This is a genomic window from Streptomyces sp. NPDC102490, assembly GCF_044765285.1.
Taxonomy (GTDB): Bacteria; Actinomycetota; Actinomycetes; order Streptomycetales; family Streptomycetaceae; genus Streptomyces.
This window is the reverse complement of sequence record NZ_JBIWJU010000006.1, coordinates 366,682-386,429: the sequence shown is the minus strand read 5'-3', so window position 1 is coordinate 386,429 and position 19,748 is coordinate 366,682. Positions and strand designations below refer to the sequence as shown.

Here is a 19,748-nt window from a genome sequence, read left to right as displayed (position 1 = left end):
GAACGACCCCCGGTCGGTAGGAGGAATCCCATGCAGCGCGTGCTGTATCTGCTCAACGTGTCCAACCCGCACCGGCTGTCAGCCGACTCGGGGTTCACGTTCGCCGAGCTGTTGACGCCCGCCTTGGCGGACGCCGGTGCCGAGGTGACCCTCGCGTCCCCCGCGCCGGTCGGTGACCCGCGTATCCGGTACGTGCCGACCGTGTCGCCGTCCACGAAGTACCGGGCCCGCTTCGACCCCGGCCTGGACGGCCTGGTCAAAGTGATCCGTGAGACCCGGCCGGACGTCGTCATCGCCAACCAGGTCGAAGCCGCGCCCGCCGTCCGTGCCGCGCTGCTGGAAGCCCGCGTGGACGCGCTGGTCGCCGGTTACTGCCACTATCTGCCGTTCTCCTTCGCAGGCGGGGAGCAACTGCTCCTTGACCCGTCCCTGGACGACGGCAGCCTGGGCCGGAGCGTGCTGCTGGCGTTCGCGGCAGGTCTCGCGGCGTGCGACCGAGTCCTGGTCCACTCGGCGACAGCCGCGTCCTGGACGTCGTCAGCCGCCGCACGGATGAACGTCGACCTGGCGGACAGGCTGCACATCGTGCCCGCGCCGCGCGACGAGCGGCTCGTCCGCGGCCCCGAAGACGCGGCGGTGCCCGACGGCACGCTGACCGGCCTCTACAACCACCGCCTGTACGCCCACTACGGCACGAGCGAGTTCACCGCGCTCGCGCGGCGGCTGGTCGACGAGGCGCCGGTGCGGCTGACGGTGATGGACCTGTTCGGGCAGCGCAGTCCGGAACGGATCCGGCTCGACCCGAGCCCGGAGCGGTACCGGCTCGATCTCGCGGGCACGCCGGGAGTCACGATCGCCTCCGACGACGGTGACCGCGTCCGCTACCGGGAGATCCTGGCCGGTGCCCACTTCGGGATCGCGCCGTTCCGGGCGGGCTGCCCGTGGTCGATGTCGGTGATCGACTGCCAGAGCATGGGGCTGCCGGTCATCGCCCCTCGTACCGGCTGGCTGGCTGAGCACATCGACGAGGACCTGCTGTTCGAGACATCCGACGAGGCCCTGGCCCTCGTGGCGCGGCTCGCGACGGATTCCGAGTTCTACCGGGTCCAGGCCAAGCGCGCCCACTCCACGACCGCCGATCTGCGGCCCGGCCGGGTCGCCGCCCGCTACCTGGAGGCCCTGCGATGAGCGACTTCGACATCTTGATGCTGTCGTACGACGAACCGCGGGCCGGTCTGCTCCACACACGTCTGCAGCGGGTCCTCGGCGTGAAGGTGAAGCGGCTGCACGGAGTGCACGGGATGCGGCGCGCGTACCGGATGGCCGCCGAGATCGTGGACACCGAGCAGTTCCTCCTCGCCGACGGGGACTTCGTCATCGCCACCGAGTTCGGCCTGGACGACGTGGCCCCGCTCGCCGACGACGTCGACATGCGCGTGTGGCGCGCCCGGAACCCCCTCAAAGGGCTGGTCTACGGATACGGCGGGCTGAAGCTCATCCGCCGCTCGGCGCTGCGACAGCTCGGCGAAGCGGTCGACGTCCTCGCCGCTCTCCCCGGCCGTACCGAGTTCCACACCCGCGTCGCCGGCACCACTCGGATCAACCAGTCGCCCTATCACGCCTGGAAGGCCGGGTTCCGGGAGTGCGCCATGCTGGCGCGCGGCAGCGAGTACGGCATGGACGACGGGGAGGCAGCCCAGCGGATCGCCGCCTGGACCGGAGGCTGCGACGGCGAGTTCGCCCCGTACGCCACCGCGGGCGCGAAGGAGGGCGTGGCCTTCGCCGGCGCGGCCGCTCGGACACCCCAGCTGTTCGACAAGCTGAACGACCCCTCGTGGCTGTTCGCCCGCTTCACCGCCGCCCACGCCGAGCAGGCGGTTGCCGGGTGACCGGCAACACTCTGGTGCTCGTCGAGCCGGGCGCGCACCGGCCCGGAGGGCACCACCAGGGCGCCCTGATCGCGCTGGCGAAGGCGCACCCAAGGACGGTCGTGATCAGCCCGTACGGCGTCGCTGGTGAGTCATGGCGGCAGCTACGGGCGGCCGGCGCCCGGGTGCGTGTCCCCGCGGGGGCGTCGGCGGCGCCGTTGACCGCGGCGGCTCTCGCCCTGGATTCCGTGGCCGAGCTCGGGCGGCGGGTGCTGCGCTTCCGCCGCTGGCCCGACGCCCTGTGCCGTCTCCCCCACCAGGTGACGCTGCTGTCCCGCTGCATGGCCGAAGCGGCATGCGTGCGTACCGCGCGCCGCTTCGGCCCGGGTCCTGTGGTCGTGCTCAGCGCCAGCGAGGCCCTGCACGGGCTCGCCGGTCTCCTCGGCGGCACCCACACCCGCTTTGTCCACGAGGTCGTCACCACGGAGGACGCCGCGCTACGGCTGCTGGGACGCCTCGTGCGCGCCGGTGAGCGGCGGGTGCAGGTGCTCGCGCCCACGGAAGCGGTCCGTACCGATCTCGCCGGCCGCTTTGCCGGGCTCCGGGTGCAGGTGCGGCCGTTCGCCGTCGCCGACCCGGAGGACCGGCTCACGGGCGAGGAGCGCCGCCGGGCCCGGGAGGCGTTCGGCATTCCGGCTGAGGAGCCCGCTGTGTGCCTGGTGGGTGGCTGGTGGCCGTACAAGGACATCGACACGGTCGGCGCCGCACTCAACCGGCTCGACGGCCCGCTGCACGTCCTGGTGGCGGGCACGCCGCTGCACACCGAGGTCTTGGACCGCTGGCGTGCTCTGCCTGTTGTGCGGCTGCACGTGGTGCCGGGCCCGGCCACGCAGGCCCAGGTCCGCGAGGTGTATGCGGCGTCCGACGCCGCGGTGGTCGCACGCCGAGCCGGGGTGGCCAAGGAGTCCGGGCTCGTGGTGGACGCCGTGCGGCTCGGGGTGCCGTTGCTCGTGTCCGAACACGATCCGGCCCTCACCGGCCGTCTCGCCGGCCGCCCGTGGGTCAGGACCTTCCCCGCTGGTGACGGCGGCGCCCTCGCGGCACTGCTCCGTGATCTCGCGTGGAGCCCCCTGGCCCGCCCGCCGGGCGATGCGGGCGCCGACCTGGGAGTCCCCACAGCGGCGGAACAGACCGCCTTCCTCTACGACACCGCCTCGAAGGGTGCCCTCTGATGTCTGTTCCTCCCGTACTGGTCGCCGTGATCGGCCCTGTGGAACCCGCCTTGCTGACTGCGTGGGTCGACCACTACCGCTCGCTCGGCATCGAGCGGTTCGTCCTCGGCTTCCACTTCACCGACTACGCCCCGGCCGACCGGCGTCTCGCCCTCCAGACGGCGTGCCGCGAGCTGGGGATCACGCCGGCCGCCATCAGCACCGGGCCATGGCACGAGCACACCAACACCCGGTTGCGGGATCTGCTGCGGGTCAAGGCGGGCGACGGCTGGCACCTGCTGGCGGACTCCGACGAGTTCCAGGTCTATCCCGTCCCGATGGATGAGGTGATCGCCCAGGCCGAGCAAGGAACGGGGACGGTCGGAGGGCTGATGCTCGACCGGGTCGCCGACGACGGCACACTGACGGGCTGGACTTTCGGCGTGGCCGGTCTGGATGCCACGTATCCGCTCGGCGGGTTCCTCACCCACCACCTGATGCGCGGCGACCCCCGCAAGGTGGTCCTCGCGCACTCCCGTGTGCCAGTGGATTCCGGGAACCACCGGGCGGAAGGGCACCGGCCGGGGAACCGCCCGCCGGTCGTCGTGCACCACTTCAAGTGGCGCAGCGGCGTCGCCGAAGACGTCGAGCGGCGGGCCCTGCACTCCGCGGATGGCACATGGCAGACCGTTTCCCCTGCGTGGCTCTCCGAGGCCCGCCAGTGCATGGGCCACCTCGTCCAGCATGATGGACGGATCAACGTGGACGATCCGAGGTTCGGCTTCCGGCCGGTGTCGCTGAGGGCGGTGCCCGCCTGGTGGGCGGCCGAGGCGACTCAGCTTGTCTCCGCCTGGCGGCCTCCCGTATACGGCCGCGCCTGGAACGAGTCCTGGTCGATGACTTCTTCGCCCTCTCCAGCAGGCGGGTCGAACCGGGCGTAGAAGTCGTCCAGTGCGCTTTCGCTGACCGTGAGGGCGTTGGCGTCCTGGCGCTGGTTGCGTTCTTGCAGGCGGCGCAGCAGCTCGGTCCGGTCGACGGGGAAGTACAGCAGCCGCCACTGGCCGCCTGACGACTCCACGAGCTTCTTCCACTCCTCGCGGGCCGGACGCAGCCACAGGCCATGGTCGAGGATGACGTCCCGGCCGGCCGCGACGAGCTTGACCAGCTCCTCTCGGATCTCGGCGACGACCGGCGCCTCAAGAGCGAAGTAGTCGCGCTCGGGATAGTCGACGCCGTAGCGGCCGTGCCGTTCGTAGACCCGCTCGTCGACCGAGAGCCGGACAGCGCCGGCGGGCTCCAGCCGCTGCTTCGCGTACGTGGTCTTGCCCGACCCTGTCAGCCCGGTCAGCAGGTATACGGTCGGGGCGGCGTCCGAGGCGGTGCTCTGCCTGGACTCGGTGTTCACTCGTGCACTCCTCGTATGGCGTCGGTCTCTCCGCTTCCAGGCTGCCACCTCCCAAGGCCTCGGGGCCCTGAGATCCTCGGTCGCCAGGCACGGACGGACCGGGAATCACGTGGCGTAGGGTCCGTGGGATGACGATCCCTGGACCCGTTCAATCAGCGGAACCCGTGGTGCGCACCGCCGGTGGCGCGGTGCGCGGCCGGACGGAGGACGGGCTGGCCGTCTTCCGCGGCATTCCCTTCGCCCAGCCGCCGGTGGGGGACGCCCGGTTCGCCGCCCCGCGCCGGCCCCGCCCCTGGGACGGCATACGCGAGGCGTACGCCTTCGGCCCGCCGCCCCCGCAGGACTTCGGCGCCGCGGGCACCGCCGGCCCTCCGGACGTCCCCGGGGGCGACGACTGGCTGACGGTCAACGTCTGGACGCCCGCCCCCGACCCGGCCGCCCACCGCCCGGTCATGGTCTGGATCTACGGCGGCGCCTACAAGCTCGGCCACTCCGGCAACCCCGCCTACGACGCCCGCCGTATAGCCGCCGACGGCGACCTCGTCGTCGTCACCCTCAACTACCGCGTCGGCATGGAGGGTTTTGCCCACATCGAGGACGCCCCCGCCAACCGGGGCCTGCTCGACCAGGTGGCCGCGCTGGTCTGGGTGCAGGAGAACATCGCCGCGTTCGGCGGCGACCCCGACCAGGTCACGATCTTCGGCGAGTCGGCCGGCGCCGGTTCCGTGGCCGCCCTGCTGGCGATGCCCCGCGCGGCCGGACTCTTCCGGCGGGCCGTCGCCCAGAGCGTGCCGGGCACGTTCTTCTCCACCGAACTCGCCGCCGACATCGGCACCGCCCTCGCCGCCGAGCTGGGTCTGAGCCCGACCGTCGCCGACCTCTCGGGCGTCGCCCCGGACCAGCTCGTCAAGGCGGGCCAGGCGCTCGCCCCCAAGATGCCGGGCAACGTCGCCCGCTGGGGCCGGGCGGCGCCCACGGTCACCCCGTACGCGCCCGTCGTGGACGGCGAGTTCCTGCCGGTCACGCCGTGGCAGGCGCTGGCGTCCGGCGCGGCCCGCGACATTGAGCTGATGACCGGTCACAACCGGGACGAGAACCGCCTGTTCACGATGATGGCGGGCAAGCTCGGCCAGATCGGCGAGGACCGCGCGAGCACCGCCCTGCGCCTGTACGCCCCGGGCGGCGAGTCGGCCTACCGTGCGGCGTTCCCGGACGCGACCGCGAACGACCTCTACGAACACGTCCAGACCGACTGGCTGTTCGCGATGCCGTCCCTCCACCTGGCCGAGGCCCAGCTCGCGGGCGGCGGCCGGGCCCACGTCTACGAACTCACCTGGCCCGCCCCGGCCTTCGGCGGCGCCCTGGGCGCCTGTCACGCCCTGGACGTCCCGCTGCTCTTCGGCACCTTCCAGGCGGACCTGGCGCAGCTCCAGTTCGGCGGCGCGGCGCCGTCCGAGGAGGCGCTGGCCCTGTCGGCACGCTTCCGCGCCGCCTGGACGGCCTTCGCCCGCACCGGCGATCCGGGCTGGCCCGCGTACGACGCGCAGCGGCACCTCGTGCGGGTGTTCGACGCGGAGCCGACCGTCGCGCCGTACCCGGAGGAGACGTCCCGCCGCCTGTGGGAGGGGCACGAGTTCACGGCGCTGCCGCTGGTGGGACCGGAGGCGTGAGCTTCCGGAGTCTCCTGCTGGGCCTGTTCGCCGTGCCGGTCGTCGTCGGCGCGTACGTCCTCACCGAGGCGGCGACCGCCGACGGCACCCCGCGCTGCGACGGCATCATCGAGGAGTACGGGGACGCGGAGCGCTCCGGGCCCATGAAGCCGGGCGAGACGTGCGACCTGTACGACTTCGCCGACGGCCGCTCGGCGGGCACGCGGACGTACGCGCAGCAGAGGAAGGCGCAGGAGGAGGGGGCGGCGGACGGCTACCGGACCGGGGGCCTGTGGCTGGCGTACGGCGTGGCCGGGCTGGCCGTGGTCACCACCCACCTCGGCCTGAAACGCCGCCGCGCCTGAGGCACCGGTCTTGGTGGTGCCTCAGGGCGTCCCCGACTTCCAGGGCGCTCCGCCGCCGCTGCGCGTCGCCTTCGGCGATCGGCCTGCGGCCGCCCCTTGACCCGGCTCGCTCCAGCCCGGGTGAGAAGCGTGCGGGCGGCCGGGGGAGGGTGGGTGTCCCGGGTACGTCGGTCCCTGGGCGCGTTGTGCGGTCGCCCAGCGTGAGGGGCGCGTTTGCGTCTCGCCGGTATGCCGGGTGGGCTCGGCGTCTGCCGCCCGGTGGGCGGACCCGTGTCGAAAACGGATGACAAAGGCGTCAGCCCGCGTAGGCCGTGGATGACGCAGAAGAGGAGCGCCAAAGTGTCACCTGGCGACCATCGCGTGACCGCTCCCCACCGGGCGATTTGCCGGATCCCGGGGAAGGATGGGAGGACGCCACGGCGTGCAATCAGCCGCCGACGCACTCTCCCGCATCACCCGAAAAGCGCCGGAAGGACATGTCATGGCCGCCGCCACAACCAAGGCTCCGACTGCACCAGGGGTACGGTCCTGGTGGGGGATCCCGTATGCCACCGCCGAGCGGTACCGCCGTCCCGTGGTCGCGGAGTTCGATCCGGACCTCCCCTATGACCGCAAGGGCGTCGTCTCCGTCCAGCCCGACAGCGGTGACTGGCTCGAAGCGGACAGCGGGATGGGCGAGGACTGCCTGAACCTGAACGTGTGGGCTCCCGAGCAGCCGGCCAGGGAGGCGCTGCCGGTGGCCGTGTACATCCACGGCGGCGGATTCGAGTACGGCGCCAACACGCAGATCACCTCGAACGCCGCCGGCCTCGCTGCGACGGGGCGCGTGGTGGGCGTGTCGATCAACTACCGGCTCGGTGCCCTGGGCGCGCTCTCACTCTCGCAGTACGGCGGGCGTCTCGCCGAGGCCAGCAACCTCTTCCTGCAGGACGCCATCGCCGCGCTCACCTGGGTCCAGCGGAACATCGCCCACTTCGGCGGCGATCCCGACCAGGTCACCGTCTACGGCCACAGCGGCGGCGCCTACACCACCTTCGGGCTGCTCAGTGCCTCCTCCGCCAACGGCCTGTACCGGCGCCTGGCCGGGTTCTCCGGCGGGCCCGCCCGCTCGATCCCGGCCTGGTGGGCCGAGGAGCTCGCGCACCGGTTTGTCACGGAACTCGGTGTCGCAGACAACCCCGACAAGCTGATCGACCTCGACGCGGCCTCTCTGGTGGCCGCCCTGAAGAAGGTCGTCCCGACGGATCTCGGCGTCCGCGGCGGGGTGGACAACCAGGCCACCGGCGTCGTCCTGGACATCGGACAGCCCGGCGCTGTGGTGCACGCCCACCCCATGGACGTCCTGGCCTCGGGCGCGCACCGCGGTGTCGACGTGCTGCTGAGCATGGCCAGCGACGACATGGGCTGGTGGGTGGCGAACGACCTCGACCGGTTCGACCCGCACACGCTCGACCGCGTCACCTACGAGGTCGCGGGGTGGCGCATTTCCCGCTCCCGCGCCAGGAAGATCGTCCACGCCTACGACCAGGGCGGCCGTACCCCGGCCGAGGTTCGCGCCGCGCTCATGGCGGACTACCTCTTCGCGCTTCCCGCCGCCCGCGGTGCCCTGGCCCACGCCGCCGCAGGTGGCAACGCCCATCTCCTGGTGATCGGACCCGCCGAGGGCGCGCCCGCCGTGCACGGCACCGAGATGTACGCCCTGGTCGGCCAGGAACAGCCGGGCCGCAGTGCCGAGCAGGCCGAGCGTGACACGCGTATCCGCGACATCCTGCTCGACTTCGTCACCGGCGAGCAGTCCCGTCTGTGGCCCGCCGTCACGGACCGTCCGACCTCGGAAAGCGTCGGCAACCCTCCCTTCGAGGCGAGCGCCCACTACCAGGCGGCCATCGACCTGTGGGAGGGCATCGACCGCCCCTGACGGCCATCGGGCCATACCGGCATGCGGAACAGCACAGAGGCACCGGGGGACGAACACGGTAAAGGAGCTGGGTATGAGCCAAGGGACAGCAGCTGGCGACGCCGCACCGGCGACGATGCGGGCCGTCGTCGTCACCCGGCCCGGCGGCCTCGAAGCACTGGAGATCAAGGACGTGCCGGTGCCCATGCGCAAGCCCGGCTGGGTGCGGATCCAGATGAAGGCGTTCGGCGTCAACGAGTCCGAGATCACCACCCGCAAGGGCGAGTCGGACGCGGAGGTCACCTACCCGCGCGTTCCCGGCATCGAGGGTGTCGGCGTGGTCGACGAGACCGACGAGGACAGCGGACTGCGGCCGGGACAGCAGGTGGCGACCATGATGGGCAACATGGGCCGCTCGTACGACGGCTCGTACGCCCAGTACGTGACCGTCCCTGCGGCGCAGGTCATCCCGTTCGAGACCAGTCTGCCGTGGGAGGTCGTCGGTGCGCTGCCGGAGATGTTCCAGACCGCCTACGGATCGCTGACCACCGGCCTGGACCTCAAGGCCGGGCAGACACTGCTGATCCGCGGCGGCACCTCCACGGTCGGGCTGAGCGCGGCCACCATCGCGAAGGACCTCGGAGCCACCGTCCTGTCCACCACCCGCAGCCCCGGCCGGGCCGGGGAACTGCGGGCGGCGGGCGTTGACCATCCCCTTGTCGACGACGGCACCCTCACCGACCAGGTGCGCGCGCTGCTGCCGGACGGCGTGGACGCCGCACTGGAACTGGTGGGCTGCTCGGCCCTCGCCGACACCCTCCGCACCGTCCGCCGCCACGGCACCGTCTGCTTCACCGGAGCCCTGGCGGGGCAGTGGACGATCCCCGACTTCACCCCGTTCATGATCCCCAGCGGGGTGCGGCTGACCAGCTATGCGGGCGAAGCCTCCGACCTGCCAGCCGACGTCTTCGCCCACCAGCTCCACGCCATCGCCGGTGGGCGCCTCAAGGTCCCGGTCGCGAAGGTCTACCACGGCCTGGAACAGGTCCGTGATGCCCAGGCCGACCTCGAGTCCGGCGCCACGCCGGGCAAGCACGTCGTCGTCCTGGACGACTGAGCCCGGATCCCTCGACTTGAGCGGCAAGAGAGGGAAAAGCCGCTCGACAGCGGCCACCACCGCGGTGCCTTCCCCACGGCTCGGCAGGCAGCCGCCTCCCGGCCGCGGTACCGTCCAGCCTCACCGGGTTTCCGTCACGCGTCGGTCCTGGCTGCGCGAGCCGCGAAGGCGGCCGGGGTGAGGCCGGTGCGGTCGCGGAAGAAGCGGCCGAAGTTCGCGGGGTCGGTGAAGCCGAGGTGGACGGCCACGGCCCGGGCGTCCCAGCCGGCGCTTCCCAGCAGGCGCCGGGCCTCCAGGAGGCGCCGCTCGTCGATGAGTTCACGTACTCCCTTGCCGGCGGCATCCTGGGCGGCGCGGCTGAGGGTGCGGACCGAGCAGCCGAGCAACTCGGCGTAGTCCGCGGCTTGGTGCAGCTCGCGAAAGTGCAGCTCCAAGGCGTCCAGGAAGTGTCGGTATCTGTCGGCGCGGCCCGCGCCGGCCGCGGCTGTCCCGGTGGGGGCGATGCCCGGGGAGTTGGCCAGGCGCAGCAGCAGTGATTCGAGCAGGCTGCGCCGCAGGGCGTGGTGGATGTCGAGGGGGCGGCGCCCCAGTGCGCGGTGTTCGTCCAGGAGTTGGAGTGCCGTGTGCTGGAGCCAGGCGGTGTCGTCGGGGTGCGGGCTGAGCACGGCAGGTGCCCCGTGCGCGGTGAGCGGGGCCAGGAGACGGGCGAGGTCGGGCCGCAGTACGTCCGGTTCGAACAGGATGAACGGGCCGCGGGCCGCGCCGGGCGGATGCCAGCACTGTGCGTGTCCGGGACGCACCCACAGCCACTGGCCGGGGGTGACGGTCCGCGTGACGTGGTCGACGTCGTGCCGCAGCTCGCCCTCGGTGACGGCGATGAGGTAGTGGAAGGCGGCGCGGCCCGGACGGGGTGGGTTCCACGGCCAGTCGTCGTGGTGGGCGAAGAAGTCCTCGACGGTGCTCACCTCGAGGCCGTACGGGGTACCGACCGGGGGCTGGAAACCGAACAGGGGAACCGCTGCCTGACCGGCCGCGCGTCCACTCGGATCGGGGTGTCGCATGTCGACCATCACGTGTCCGCAGCCTACCGCCCTTCGGGGCGGCTGCGGCGGAAGGATGGGACGTGGCCCCGCGCCCGCGCGGCGCGCCCTCCACATTCTTCGATGCCACAGTCCGTGACCACCAGAGGAAGAAGACGCCCCATGAACGGATCGGCCCTGCACAAGACCGCCGCCGACTGCGCGGAGGAACTCCCCGGAGCTCACCTGGAGCACCCCTTCGGTCCCGACTGGGAGGTCTACAAGGTGCGCGGCAAGGTGTTCATGCTGTTGACGGAAGTCCCGGGGCGGCCCGTCGTGATCCTCAAGGCGGACCCCGGCGAGGCCCACGCCCTGCGGGAGCAGTACAGCCACATCACCCCCGGCTACCACATGAACAAGAAGCACTGGATCACCCTGGAAGGCGGGGACGACGTCAGCAAGAAGCTGGTCGAGGAACTCGTCACCGACTCCTACCGGCTCGTCGTCGCTCACCTGCCCAAGGCCGAGCAGCCCGTCGACCCGCACACCTACGGCACCAGTACGCGGGCGGCCCGGTGAGCGCGGCCGGCGACCGGCTCCAGGACACCGCCCGCCGGGCGGCGCTCGCCCTGCCCGGCGTCACCCACGGCCGCCCCTTCACGCCCGCACTCGAGGTGTACAAGGTCGCGAGCAAGGTGTTCCTGATCGTCACCGACGACCCGGACGAACAGATCATCACGGTCAAGTGCGAACCCGAACACGCCCGCGCGCGCGTGCACGGTTACGCCTCGATCACACCGGGCCGCTACCTCGACAAACACCACTGGATCTCGCTCGGGCCGGGCCCCGGCATCACCGGGCGGCTGGTCACCGACGCGGTCGAGGATTCCTACGACCTGGCCGTCGAGCGGCTGCCCAGGCGCGACCGCCCCCGTAGCTGACGAGCACCGCCAGCGCGCCCACGAGCCGCTGAGCCCACCTCTGTCAGTGCCCCGTGCAACGCTCGCCACGCCCGCACACCTTTGCCTGCGATCCGAGAGACCAATGGAACCGACTGAAGCGACCCTGCCGCTCTTCGACGAGGAACCCGCCCGGCCACTCGCCGACCGCCTGCGCCCCACCCGGCTGGACGAGGTCGTCGGGCAGGACCATCTCCTGGCCCCGGACGCCCCGCTGGGTCGCATGGTCGCGTCGCAACGCCTCGGCTCCGCCATCCTGTGGGGCCCGCCCGGCGTCGGGAAGACGACCATCGCCCGCCTGCTCGCGGACGGCAGCAACCTGGCCTTCGAACCGGTGTCGGCCACCTTCTCCGGCGTGGCCGACCTGCGCAAGGTCTTCGCCGCCGCCCGCAGCCGGCGCACCATCGGCCAGGGCACCCTGCTGTTCGTCGACGAAATCCACCGCTTCAACCGCGCCCAGCAGGACAGCTTCCTGCCCTACGTCGAGGACGGCACGATCACCCTGATCGGCGCCACCACGGAGAACCCGAGCTTCGAACTCAACGGCGCCCTCCTCTCCCGCACCCAGGTCTTCGTCCTCCGACGCCTCGACGAAGCCGCCCTGTCCACACTCCTCGACCGCGCCGAGGACCTCACCGGCCACCGGCTGCCCCTGGACGACGACGCCCGCCGCGCCCTGATCGCCATGGCCGACGGCGACGGCCGCTACCTCCTCAACATGGCCGAACAACTCCAGGCCCTCCCGAACCCCGGCACCCCCCTGGACACCGCCGCCCTCGCCCACCACACCCATCAGCGCGCCCCGCTGTACGACAAGGCGCAGGAGAGCCACTACAACCTGATCTCCGCGCTCCACAAGTCGATGCGTGGCTCCGACCCGGACGCGGCCCTGTACTGGCTCGCCCGCATGCTCGACGGCGGCGAGGACCCCCTGTTCGTGGCCCGCCGCCTGGTCCGCTTCGCGAACGAAGACATCGGCATCGCCGACCCGCACGCCATCCAGCAGGCCCTCGCCGCTTGGGACGTGTACGAGCCCCGAGGGCGAGTTGGCGATCGCCCAGGCCGCCGTCTACCTCGCCACCGCCCCCAAGTCCATCGCCGTCTACCGCGGCTTCAACGCGGCCCACCGATCCGCCCGCCGCACCGGCTCACTCATGCCGCCCGCCCACATCCTCAACGCCCCGACCCGGCTGATGAAGGACCTCGGCTACGGCAAGGATTACCAGTACGACCCCGACACCACCGACGGCTTCTCCGGCGCCGACTACTTCCCCGACGACATGGACTGCGAGACCTACTACCAGCCCACACACAACGGCTACGAAGCCCAGATCAGCGAACGGCTGCGCCACTGGGCCGCCCTCCGCGCTGGCCGACGCAGCGGCTGACGCGGACGCTTGGGCAGCGCACACGATGTTCCGCGCTATCGCTCGCCGTGTTGACATCCGATCCAGTCGACGCAGGTCAGCGCGCTGCGCACAACCAACTTCGCTGTCGAAGGCCACCACCGCTGCCAGCCGTTGACGGAAGGGGCCCGTGTGCCTCGGTCACTTGGAAGCCGGGGCCGCCTTGATGCCGTCGACGAAGACCTGCCAGGCCACGGCCTGGAAGCGGAGGGTGGGCCCTTCGGGGTTCTTCGAGTCCCGGACCGGGATGGCGGTGTTGCCGGTGGCGACCTCGAGGCAGTTGCCACCGCTGCCGCCGCTGTAGCTGGACTTGTACCAAGTCGCCTCAGTGTCGCTCCTCATGGGCGTAATCCTGCGCCATCGCCTCGATAAGGACCAGGGAGTTCTGCGGGGGCAGGGCACAAGCCGAGAGGTGGTCGTAGGTCTGCCGCTGGTGGCGCACGATCGCCGGGTCGTCTTCAAGCCGTCCGGTCCCCACGCCCTCGAAGTAGGCAAGCGGTGGAGCGGCGTCGAAGTCCATCAGCTTGATGGCGCCCTCCATCGCGGCGTGTGCCCCGGCTTCGAAGGGAAGCACCTGCACGATGATTCGGTTCCTGCGGACCAGCGCGACGATGTGGGCAAGTGCCTCGGCCATCACCTTGTATCCCCCTGTCGCCCTGCGTAACGCAGCCTCGTCCAGCACCACCCACAACACGGGGTCTGTTGGATCGTCCAGCAGCTGGGTCCTCTCCATGCGGGCCGTCACGAGCGCCTCGATCACGTCATCCGGCGCGGTGGGCTGATAGGCGCGGCACACCGCTCGTGTGTACGCCGGTGTTTGCAACAGGCCGGGGATCAGCAAAGGGGCGTACTCCCTGATCTCCCTGGCCGTCCCTTCCGCCTCCGCCGCCTGCGCGAAGTGCTCCGGATACTTGGACTTGGCCGACGCCGCGCAGTTGCGCCGGAAGAAGTCCTCCGTGCCCAGGACGTCGTCCAGCAGGCGGGCGTATTCCGGCTGCATCCGGCGCGTGCCGGACTCCAGCTGGCCGATGAACGAGCCGCTGACGAACAGCCGCGCGCCCAGTTCCTCCTGGCTCAGGCCGGACTTCTCGCGGGCGTGGCGCAGCTCGGCGCCGAGGAGGGCGCGGGGGGAGGAGGACGGGTCGAGGTCTTTCGGTCCTGGCATGGTGACGGAACTCCCGGTCGCACAGCAGGGGTTGTTGGAGCGCCCTGTATGGCCAGGTTAGGGGCGCAACGGACACGCTGTGTCGCGAATCACGAACTCAGCGTGGAGGTGAGGAAGGGTGCGGTCGACCGAAGAAGTCGTCGAGTCCCTGCGTCAGGCCCTCGTGGGCGCCGGTGTCGTCCTGCCGTCCCTGTGCGTCGATCCGGTGACCGGCGCGAGCGACGAGCCGTTCGCCCTGGTCGACCTGGGGCGGTGCAACGTACGGGTCGCGGAGCGGCTGGCGTCGGTGGTGCGGGGCGAGCGGCCGGCCGTCGGCACGCATGCCGTGGACGCGCGGGACGGGCGAGTGGGGGAGGTGAGGGGACACGTGGGCGGCCGTGTGCAGTTGCGGCCGGTCGCGGGGGGCCGGGAGTGGGACTGCCCGCAGGCGTCGGTGACGGAGGCGCGGCCGGAGGAGGTGCTGAAGGCGCGGCTGCGCAGGACGAACCGCGAGAGTGCGCACCCCTGAGGCCCCTGACGGATCACGCGGGCGGCCAGATGCGCAGGGCGGTCTCGGCCACCCGGTGGAGGTCTTCCCGGGTGACGCCGCCGGTGGCCTGCACGGCGATGCCGTTGGCGAACGTCATCAGGTAGCGCGCGACGTGCAGCGGGTCGGTGCCGGGCGGCAGGTCTCCCTCGTCGACGGCTCGCGCGAACCGGTCGCGGAGCTGGGCGACGCCCCCCTCGCGCCAGTCGGCGAGCAGGTCCCGGGCGGAGCGCCCGGTCTCCCCGGCGGCGAGCGACCCCTGGACGCCCAGGCATCCGGCCGGGCAGTCGGGGCGGGTGCTGACCTCCACGGCGCCGTTCAGGAACGCGGTGGCCACCTCGCGGGCGGTGGGCTTGCGCAGGGCGCGGGCGACGTAGGAGGCGGGGCCTTCCTCGTAGCGTTCGAGCGCCTTGCGGAACAGGTCCTCCTTGTTGCCGAAGGCCGCGTACATGCTGGTGCGGGTGATGCCCATGGCGCTGGTCAGGTCGGTGAGGCTGGCGCCCTCGTAGCCCTGCTCCCAGAAGACCCGCATGGCCTTTTCCAGGGCCGCGTCGGCGTCGAAGCCCCTGGGCCGGCCGAGCGGTCCCTTCTGTCGCGTCTCCATGCGGGCAGTCTACTCCTTCCGTATCGATCGGTACGGATGTGCTACGGTCTATTTCAGTACCGATCGGTACCGAATCTCTGGAGGTCTTTCACCATGGGACAGCTCGAAGGCAGGACCGCCGTCGTCACCGGCGGCGGCACGGGGATCGGTCTGGCCAGCGCGGTGCGGCTGGCGGACGAGGGCGCGCACGTGTTCATCACCGGGCGGCGCAAGGCCGCGCTGGACGCGGCCGTGGAGACCATCGGCGCGGACCGGGTCACGGCCGTGGCCGGTGACGTCTCGGACCCGGCCGACCTGGACCGGCTCTACGACGCGGTCCGCGCCCGCGGCCGGGGGCTCGACGTGGTCTTCGCCAACGCGGCGACCGCCTCGCTGGCGCCGCTGGAGGAGATCACCGAGGAGCAGATCGACGAGACCTTCGGCGTCAACGTGCGGGGCACCCTCTTCACCGTGCAGAAGGCGCTGCCGCTGCTCAACGACGGTGCCTCGGTGATCCTTAACGCCTCCACCGCCGCCGACAACGGCACGGAGGCGTTCAGCCTGTACGCCGCGTCCAAGGCCGCCGTCCGGACCTTCGCGCGGGGCTGGGCCAACGAACTCAAGGGGCGTGGCGTCCGGGTCAACGCCATCTCCCCGGGACCGGTCGACACCCCCGGGATCATCAACCTCTTCGGCGAGTCGAACGCGCCCACCGTGCACACGAAGCTCGCCGGGGACACCGCGATCGGCCGGATGGGCCGCCCCGAGGAGGTCGCCGCGGTGGTGGCCTTCCTCGCCTCGGACCAGAGCAGCTTCGTCCTGGGCGCCAACTGGTACGTCGACGGCGGCGAGAACCAGATCTGACCCGGCGGGAGGATCAGCCCCGGTCCGGTCCGTCCGCGACCACGATGCGCTCGACCGCCGCCGTCACCAGCTGGTCCCGCTCCTCTTCGGTGAACACGTCCGGCAGCGTGAGCTGTTCGACGATCAGCCAGTTCAGGGCGAGGATGAGCAGCTTGACGGCCATGGCGTCGCCGGGGAGGCCGGACGCCTCGTGGTAGGCGACGTTGGCGTCGATGTCCTCGCGGATGCGCTCGGTCAGCACCGCGCGCAGACCGGGGCGCCGGGTGGCCTCCAGGCGCAGCTCCAGCAGCGCGAGGTAGCCGGTGCGGAACGAGGAGACGCGGTCGACCAGTTCCCGCATCAGCTGCACGTAGGTGTCGCGGTCGCGGCCGGCGGTGCGCTGGCGGGCGATCGTCGCCTCGTCGGGGCGCAGCCGCTCGTAGACGCGGGCGCCCGCCTGGGTGAGCAGGTCGTCGCGGTTGGCGAAGTAGTTGGACGCGGTGCCGGCCGGGACGGCGGCCTCCGTGTCCACCGCCCGGAAGGTCAGCCCCCGGGCGCCCTGCGCGGCGAGCACCTCGATCGCGGCGTCGACGAGGGCCGCGCGCCGCTGGTCGTTGCGTCGCACCATGTCAGAGGCCGCCCATCGGCTCGATGTCCACCCGCACCGGAGTGCCCCACACCCGCAGCACCTCGTAGTCCGTGAACTCGTGGACGAGCCGGTACGCCATCGCCGCGTGCGGGCCGCGCAGTTGGGCCGCGATGTACAGCTCGGCCTCGCGGCGGTCGCGGCGCGGGGTGCCGCACAGCTGCCACGCCTGGCCGGTCCACTGCTCGGGCAGCCAGCGCTGCTGGGGCTGCGGCCGGTCGCCCCGTACGCCGTAGCGGGACTGGACCGGCTCGGCGGGCCGGGCGGGGAGCGGTCCGCCGCTGTACTCGGCGCGGCGGGCCGTGCGGCGGCGGGTCTCGCACAGCAGGCACAGGTCGGGGGCGGCCTGGTCGACCGGCCCGTTCGGGTGCTCCGGGCAGCGGGTGCTCGGGGCCGCCGCCGTGACGCTCTCCTCCAGCTGGTCCAGCGCACGCTTCAGGTCCGCGCGGACCTCGTGCAGCTTGGCCTCCGGGGTGTCGCCGGTCAGGGCCTCGCCGTGCTCACCGAGGAGGCGCAGGGCGCGGCCCAGGGCGGTCAGCTGGGCGTGGTTCATGTCCTTCAGAATCGCACACGGCGCGGACGGCCCCGGGCCCCCGGCCGGACCGGAGGCGGTGGGCCGGTCAGCCGAGCGCCGCCGCCAGCGCCGCCCGCAGGTGACCGCCGGACTCCGCCAGCAGCCGGGCGGCCGTCGGTCCGTCCACGTCGGCCAGCAGGACCAGGATCGCGGGCTTGACCTCGCCGTCGGTGGCCGTCAGGGCGCGCTCGATGTCGTGGTCGGCGGCACCGGTGGCGAGCGCGACGATGCGGCGCGAGCGGGCCCGCAGCTTCTCGTTGGAGGCGCGGACGTCCACCATCAGGTTCCCGTACGTCTTGCCGAGCCGGATCATCGTGATCGTCGACAGCATGTTCAGGACCAGCTTCTGCGCCGTGCCCGCCTTCAGCCGCGTCGAGCCGGTGAGCAGCTCGGGCCCGGTGACCACCTCGATGCCGTGCTCGGCGGCGGCGGCCAGGGCGCTGTCCCGGTTGCAGGCGAGGCCGACGGTCAGGGCGCCGAGCGAGCGGGCGTACGCGACGGCGCCGACGGCGTACGGGGTGCGGCCCGAGGCGGAGACGCCGACCACCGTGTCGTCGGCGGTCAGCGCCAGGGCGTCCAGGTCGGCGCGGGCCAGCTCGGGGGAGTCCTCGGCGCCCTCGACGGAGGTGACCATGGCGTCCGGGCCGCCCGCGATCAGGCCGACGACCTGCCCGGGGGTGGTGTTGAAGGTCGGCGGGCACTCCGAGGCGTCCAGCACGCCCAGCCGGCCGGCCGTACCGGCGCCCGCGTAGACCAGCCGCCCGCCGCGCGCCATCCGGGCGGCCACGGCGTCGATGGCGGCGGCGATCTCGGGCAGCCGCGCGGCGACGGCGGCGGGCACGGTGGCGTCCTCGCCGTTCATCAGCCGCGCGATGTCGAGCGTCGGCAACTGATCGATCTCGGCCAACTCCGGCCGAAACGCCTCGGTCGTCAACGTCTCCAACTGGGAACGCAGATCGGGGTGATGGGGGGTGGAGGTCATGAGGGTATGGCTCTTTCCAGTGACTTGTAGATGCCGGGTAGTGCGAGGTTCCCAGGGGCGCGGGGAACTGCGCGACCAGCCACGACGAACCCGCAGCCGTGCACGGTGATTACCTGCCGCGATCCGCGCGGAGCGCCCCGTGCCGATGCGCCAACGCCTCATACGACGCCGCCAAAGCCGGCGCAGCCGACTCGTAGATCCGCTGCGCCACCCCCACGAACAGGCAGTCCACCACCAGCAGCTGGCTGGTCCGCGACGACATTGCCGCCGGCCGCAGCTCGCTCTCCCGGGCGGTGGACGTGGTCAGCACGTGGTCGGCGTACTGGGTGACGGAGCTGTCGGGGCGGCCGGTGATGGCGATGGTCGTCGCGCCCCGTTCGAAGGCGACCCGGAGCGGTTCGATGACGTCCCCCGTGGAACCGGAGTGCGTGATCGCCAGGGCCACGTCCCCCGCGCGCAGCTGCACCGCGTTGGTGACGGCCAGGTGCGGGTCGCCCGGGGCGTGGGCTATGAGCCCTATCCGCAGCATCTTCTGGGTGAGATCCTGGGCGACCAGGTTGGAGGCGCCGATGCCGTACACGTCGGTGCGCCGGGCGGCGGCCAGGGCGGCGACGGCCGCGCCGAGCTGGACGGTGTCCAATCCGGCGGCGGTGTCCGCGAGGGTCTGCTGCTCGTCGTAGGCCAGCTTGGCGACCACGTCGGCGATCGGGTCGTCGACCGCGATGTCCGTGGTGATGGCGGGGGCGCGGCCGGACTGCTGCTGGGCGGCCAGCCCGGCGAGCGCGAGGCGCAGGTCGCGGTAGCCGGGGTAGCCGAGCAGCCGGGCGGTGCGTACGACGGTCGCCTCGCTGGTGCCGGTCAGCTCGGCCAGGCCGGTGACCGTGAGGGCCGCGCAGCCGGCCGGGTCGCCCGCGACGGCCTCGGCCACCCGCTGCATGGACCGGGTCATCGACGGCGCCAGGGTGCGGACCTTGGCCGCGAGGGCGGCGGGCGCGGGCGGTGCGGGCGGTGCGGGCGGCGCGCTCCCGCCCCCGGTGGCACGGCGGGCCCCGGAAGCGTTCACGAAAGTTTCCTTCACTTCATCGGTCACTCATGAAAGATATTTTCGTTTCGGTCCGCGGGTCAAGAGTGCGCACAATGGGTGCATGAACCCCATCAGCCCCCTGGAGCAGGCGCTGCACGCCGCGCGCGCCCTCGTGCTCGCCGACCTGGTGGCGGGCGAGGTCGCCGAACCGGACGTCGTCTCGCTGGTCGAGGAGGCCGTCGTGCAGCGGCGCTGGTGGGTCGAGCAGTGGCCCGAGGGCGCGGAGTTCGTGGCCGGACTGGTCGCCCAGGACGTGCAGGACGCCCTGCTGGAGCGGTACGGCCGCTGGCCGCTGTGCCCGGTGTGCGGCTCCGGCGACCCGCACGCCCTGGACGTCGAGCCGGAGCTGGGTCCCGACCCGCACTGGGTGTGCGGCAAGGCGGGCGTGAAGGTCGCGGCCGTCGGCTCGCTGGGCGCGGCCACCGGCGGCGCCCCCTCATGAGGACCCC

22 protein-coding genes and 1 pseudogene are annotated in these 19,748 nt (G+C 72.2%); 14 read left to right on the top strand and 9 right to left on the bottom strand.

Features of this window, described 5'->3' with window-relative positions; genetic code table 11:
* The first annotated feature begins 30 nt into the window (after positions 1-30).
* From ACIRGB_RS16080 to ACIRGB_RS16065, 4 genes are read left to right on the top strand one after another with little or no spacing between them, the layout of a single operon-like run.
* The gene (locus ACIRGB_RS16080) at positions 31-1,188 is read left to right on the top strand and encodes a glycosyltransferase (RefSeq protein WP_403864394.1); all 1,158 of its coding nucleotides are present in this window, start codon (positions 31-33) and stop codon (positions 1,186-1,188) included.
* Positions 1,185-1,889 carry a hypothetical protein gene (locus ACIRGB_RS16075; protein ID WP_403864391.1) on the top strand — a complete coding sequence of 235 codons (705 nt, stop codon included), beginning with the start codon at positions 1,185-1,187 and terminating at the stop codon, positions 1,887-1,889. The genes ACIRGB_RS16080 and ACIRGB_RS16075 overlap by 4 nt, the downstream gene beginning before the upstream one ends.
* Complete coding sequence (locus ACIRGB_RS16070; protein ID WP_403864388.1) at positions 1,886-3,100, top strand: hypothetical protein; 1,215 nt, start codon at positions 1,886-1,888, stop codon at positions 3,098-3,100. Before ACIRGB_RS16075 ends, ACIRGB_RS16070 begins: the two co-directional genes overlap by 4 nt.
* Before the next feature lie 50 nt (positions 3,101-3,150).
* Positions 3,151-4,020 (top strand): hypothetical protein, encoded by an 870-nt coding sequence (locus tag ACIRGB_RS16065; protein ID WP_403864385.1) that lies wholly within the window; start codon positions 3,151-3,153, stop codon positions 4,018-4,020.
* Here the strand turns inward: ACIRGB_RS16065 and ACIRGB_RS16060 are convergent.
* The gene (locus tag ACIRGB_RS16060; protein WP_403864383.1) at positions 3,915-4,484 is read right to left on the bottom strand and encodes an AAA family ATPase; all 570 of its coding nucleotides are present in this window, start codon (positions 4,482-4,484) and stop codon (positions 3,915-3,917) included. The genes ACIRGB_RS16065 and ACIRGB_RS16060 overlap by 106 nt on opposite strands.
* A 128-nt stretch (positions 4,485-4,612) precedes the next feature.
* Here ACIRGB_RS16060 and ACIRGB_RS16055 point away from each other — a divergent pair, with 128 nt between their 5' ends.
* The 4 genes from ACIRGB_RS16055 (at position 4,613) to ACIRGB_RS16040 (ending at position 9,512) form a co-directional block, all read left to right on the top strand.
* Positions 4,613-6,154 (top strand): carboxylesterase/lipase family protein, encoded by a 1,542-nt coding sequence (locus ACIRGB_RS16055; RefSeq protein WP_403864380.1) that lies wholly within the window; start codon positions 4,613-4,615, stop codon positions 6,152-6,154.
* A complete protein-coding gene (locus ACIRGB_RS16050; protein WP_403864377.1) occupies positions 6,151-6,498 on the top strand; it encodes a hypothetical protein in 348 nt (115 codons plus the stop codon). The genes ACIRGB_RS16055 and ACIRGB_RS16050 overlap by 4 nt, the downstream gene beginning before the upstream one ends.
* A 481-nt stretch (positions 6,499-6,979) precedes the next feature.
* Complete coding sequence (locus ACIRGB_RS16045) at positions 6,980-8,416, top strand: carboxylesterase family protein (protein ID WP_403864374.1); 1,437 nt, start codon at positions 6,980-6,982, stop codon at positions 8,414-8,416.
* 73 nt (positions 8,417-8,489) lie between these two features.
* Entirely contained in the window at positions 8,490-9,512 is a 1,023-nt protein-coding gene (locus ACIRGB_RS16040; protein ID WP_403864371.1) for an alcohol dehydrogenase catalytic domain-containing protein, read from the top strand.
* Positions 9,513-9,646: 134 nt separating this feature from the next.
* Here the strand turns inward: ACIRGB_RS16040 and ACIRGB_RS16035 are convergent, their stop codons facing one another.
* Complete coding sequence (locus ACIRGB_RS16035) at positions 9,647-10,477, bottom strand: helix-turn-helix domain-containing protein (RefSeq protein WP_403864368.1); 831 nt, start codon at positions 10,475-10,477, stop codon at positions 9,647-9,649.
* 237 nt (positions 10,478-10,714) lie between these two features.
* On the opposite strand from ACIRGB_RS16035, the gene ACIRGB_RS16030 reads away from it, so the two are divergent.
* From ACIRGB_RS16030 to ACIRGB_RS16020, 3 genes and pseudogenes are all read left to right on the top strand, one after another.
* Positions 10,715-11,110: an MmcQ/YjbR family DNA-binding protein gene (locus ACIRGB_RS16030; protein ID WP_403864365.1), complete on the top strand. Its 396-nt coding sequence runs from the start codon at positions 10,715-10,717 to the stop codon at positions 11,108-11,110.
* On the top strand, positions 11,107-11,472 hold the full coding sequence (locus ACIRGB_RS16025) for an MmcQ/YjbR family DNA-binding protein (protein WP_403864362.1): 366 nt from the start codon (positions 11,107-11,109) through the stop codon (positions 11,470-11,472). The genes ACIRGB_RS16030 and ACIRGB_RS16025 overlap by 4 nt, the downstream gene beginning before the upstream one ends.
* Positions 11,473-11,575: 103 nt before the next feature.
* Positions 11,576-12,878, top strand: a pseudogene (locus tag ACIRGB_RS16020) (replication-associated recombination protein A).
* Between the two features lie 159 nt (positions 12,879-13,037).
* Here ACIRGB_RS16020 and ACIRGB_RS16015 read toward each other — a convergent pair.
* Complete coding sequence (locus tag ACIRGB_RS16015) at positions 13,038-13,238, bottom strand: DUF397 domain-containing protein (RefSeq protein WP_403864359.1); 201 nt, start codon at positions 13,236-13,238, stop codon at positions 13,038-13,040.
* Positions 13,222-14,061 (bottom strand): helix-turn-helix domain-containing protein, encoded by an 840-nt coding sequence (locus ACIRGB_RS16010; RefSeq protein WP_403864356.1) that lies wholly within the window; start codon positions 14,059-14,061, stop codon positions 13,222-13,224. The genes ACIRGB_RS16015 and ACIRGB_RS16010 overlap by 17 nt, the downstream gene beginning before the upstream one ends.
* A gap of 118 nt (positions 14,062-14,179) precedes the next feature.
* Here ACIRGB_RS16010 and ACIRGB_RS16005 point away from each other — a divergent pair, with 118 nt between their 5' ends.
* Positions 14,180-14,569 carry a hypothetical protein gene (locus ACIRGB_RS16005; protein ID WP_403864354.1) on the top strand — a complete coding sequence of 130 codons (390 nt, stop codon included), beginning with the start codon at positions 14,180-14,182 and terminating at the stop codon, positions 14,567-14,569.
* Positions 14,570-14,582: 13 nt separating this feature from the next.
* Here ACIRGB_RS16005 and ACIRGB_RS16000 read toward each other — a convergent pair whose 3' ends face one another.
* Positions 14,583-15,191: a TetR/AcrR family transcriptional regulator gene (locus tag ACIRGB_RS16000; RefSeq protein WP_403864351.1), complete on the bottom strand. Its 609-nt coding sequence runs from the start codon at positions 15,189-15,191 to the stop codon at positions 14,583-14,585.
* A 93-nt stretch (positions 15,192-15,284) separates the two neighbouring features.
* On the opposite strand from ACIRGB_RS16000, the gene ACIRGB_RS15995 reads away from it, so the two are divergent.
* Positions 15,285-16,034 carry an SDR family NAD(P)-dependent oxidoreductase gene (locus ACIRGB_RS15995; protein ID WP_403864348.1) on the top strand — a complete coding sequence of 250 codons (750 nt, stop codon included), beginning with the start codon at positions 15,285-15,287 and terminating at the stop codon, positions 16,032-16,034.
* A gap of 13 nt (positions 16,035-16,047) precedes the next feature.
* Here the strand turns inward: ACIRGB_RS15995 and ACIRGB_RS15990 are convergent, their stop codons facing one another.
* The 4 genes from ACIRGB_RS15990 to ACIRGB_RS15975 form a co-directional block, all read right to left on the bottom strand.
* A complete protein-coding gene (locus tag ACIRGB_RS15990) occupies positions 16,048-16,641 on the bottom strand; it encodes a TetR/AcrR family transcriptional regulator (RefSeq protein ID WP_403864346.1) in 594 nt (197 codons plus the stop codon).
* 1 nt (position 16,642) lies between these two features.
* On the bottom strand, positions 16,643-17,212 hold the full coding sequence (locus tag ACIRGB_RS15985) for a hypothetical protein (protein WP_403864343.1): 570 nt from the start codon (positions 17,210-17,212) through the stop codon (positions 16,643-16,645).
* Between the two features lie 67 nt (positions 17,213-17,279).
* Positions 17,280-18,215 carry an N-acetylmuramic acid 6-phosphate etherase gene (gene murQ, locus ACIRGB_RS15980; protein WP_403864341.1) on the bottom strand — a complete coding sequence of 312 codons (936 nt, stop codon included), beginning with the start codon at positions 18,213-18,215 and terminating at the stop codon, positions 17,280-17,282.
* 109 nt (positions 18,216-18,324) lie between these two features.
* Entirely contained in the window at positions 18,325-19,305 is a 981-nt protein-coding gene (locus tag ACIRGB_RS15975; RefSeq protein ID WP_403864338.1) for a MurR/RpiR family transcriptional regulator, read from the bottom strand.
* A gap of 55 nt (positions 19,306-19,360) precedes the next feature.
* Here ACIRGB_RS15975 and ACIRGB_RS15970 point away from each other — a divergent pair, with 55 nt between their 5' ends.
* On the top strand, positions 19,361-19,741 hold the full coding sequence (locus tag ACIRGB_RS15970) for a hypothetical protein (RefSeq protein WP_403864335.1): 381 nt from the start codon (positions 19,361-19,363) through the stop codon (positions 19,739-19,741).
* Positions 19,742-19,748 lie beyond the last annotated feature (7 nt).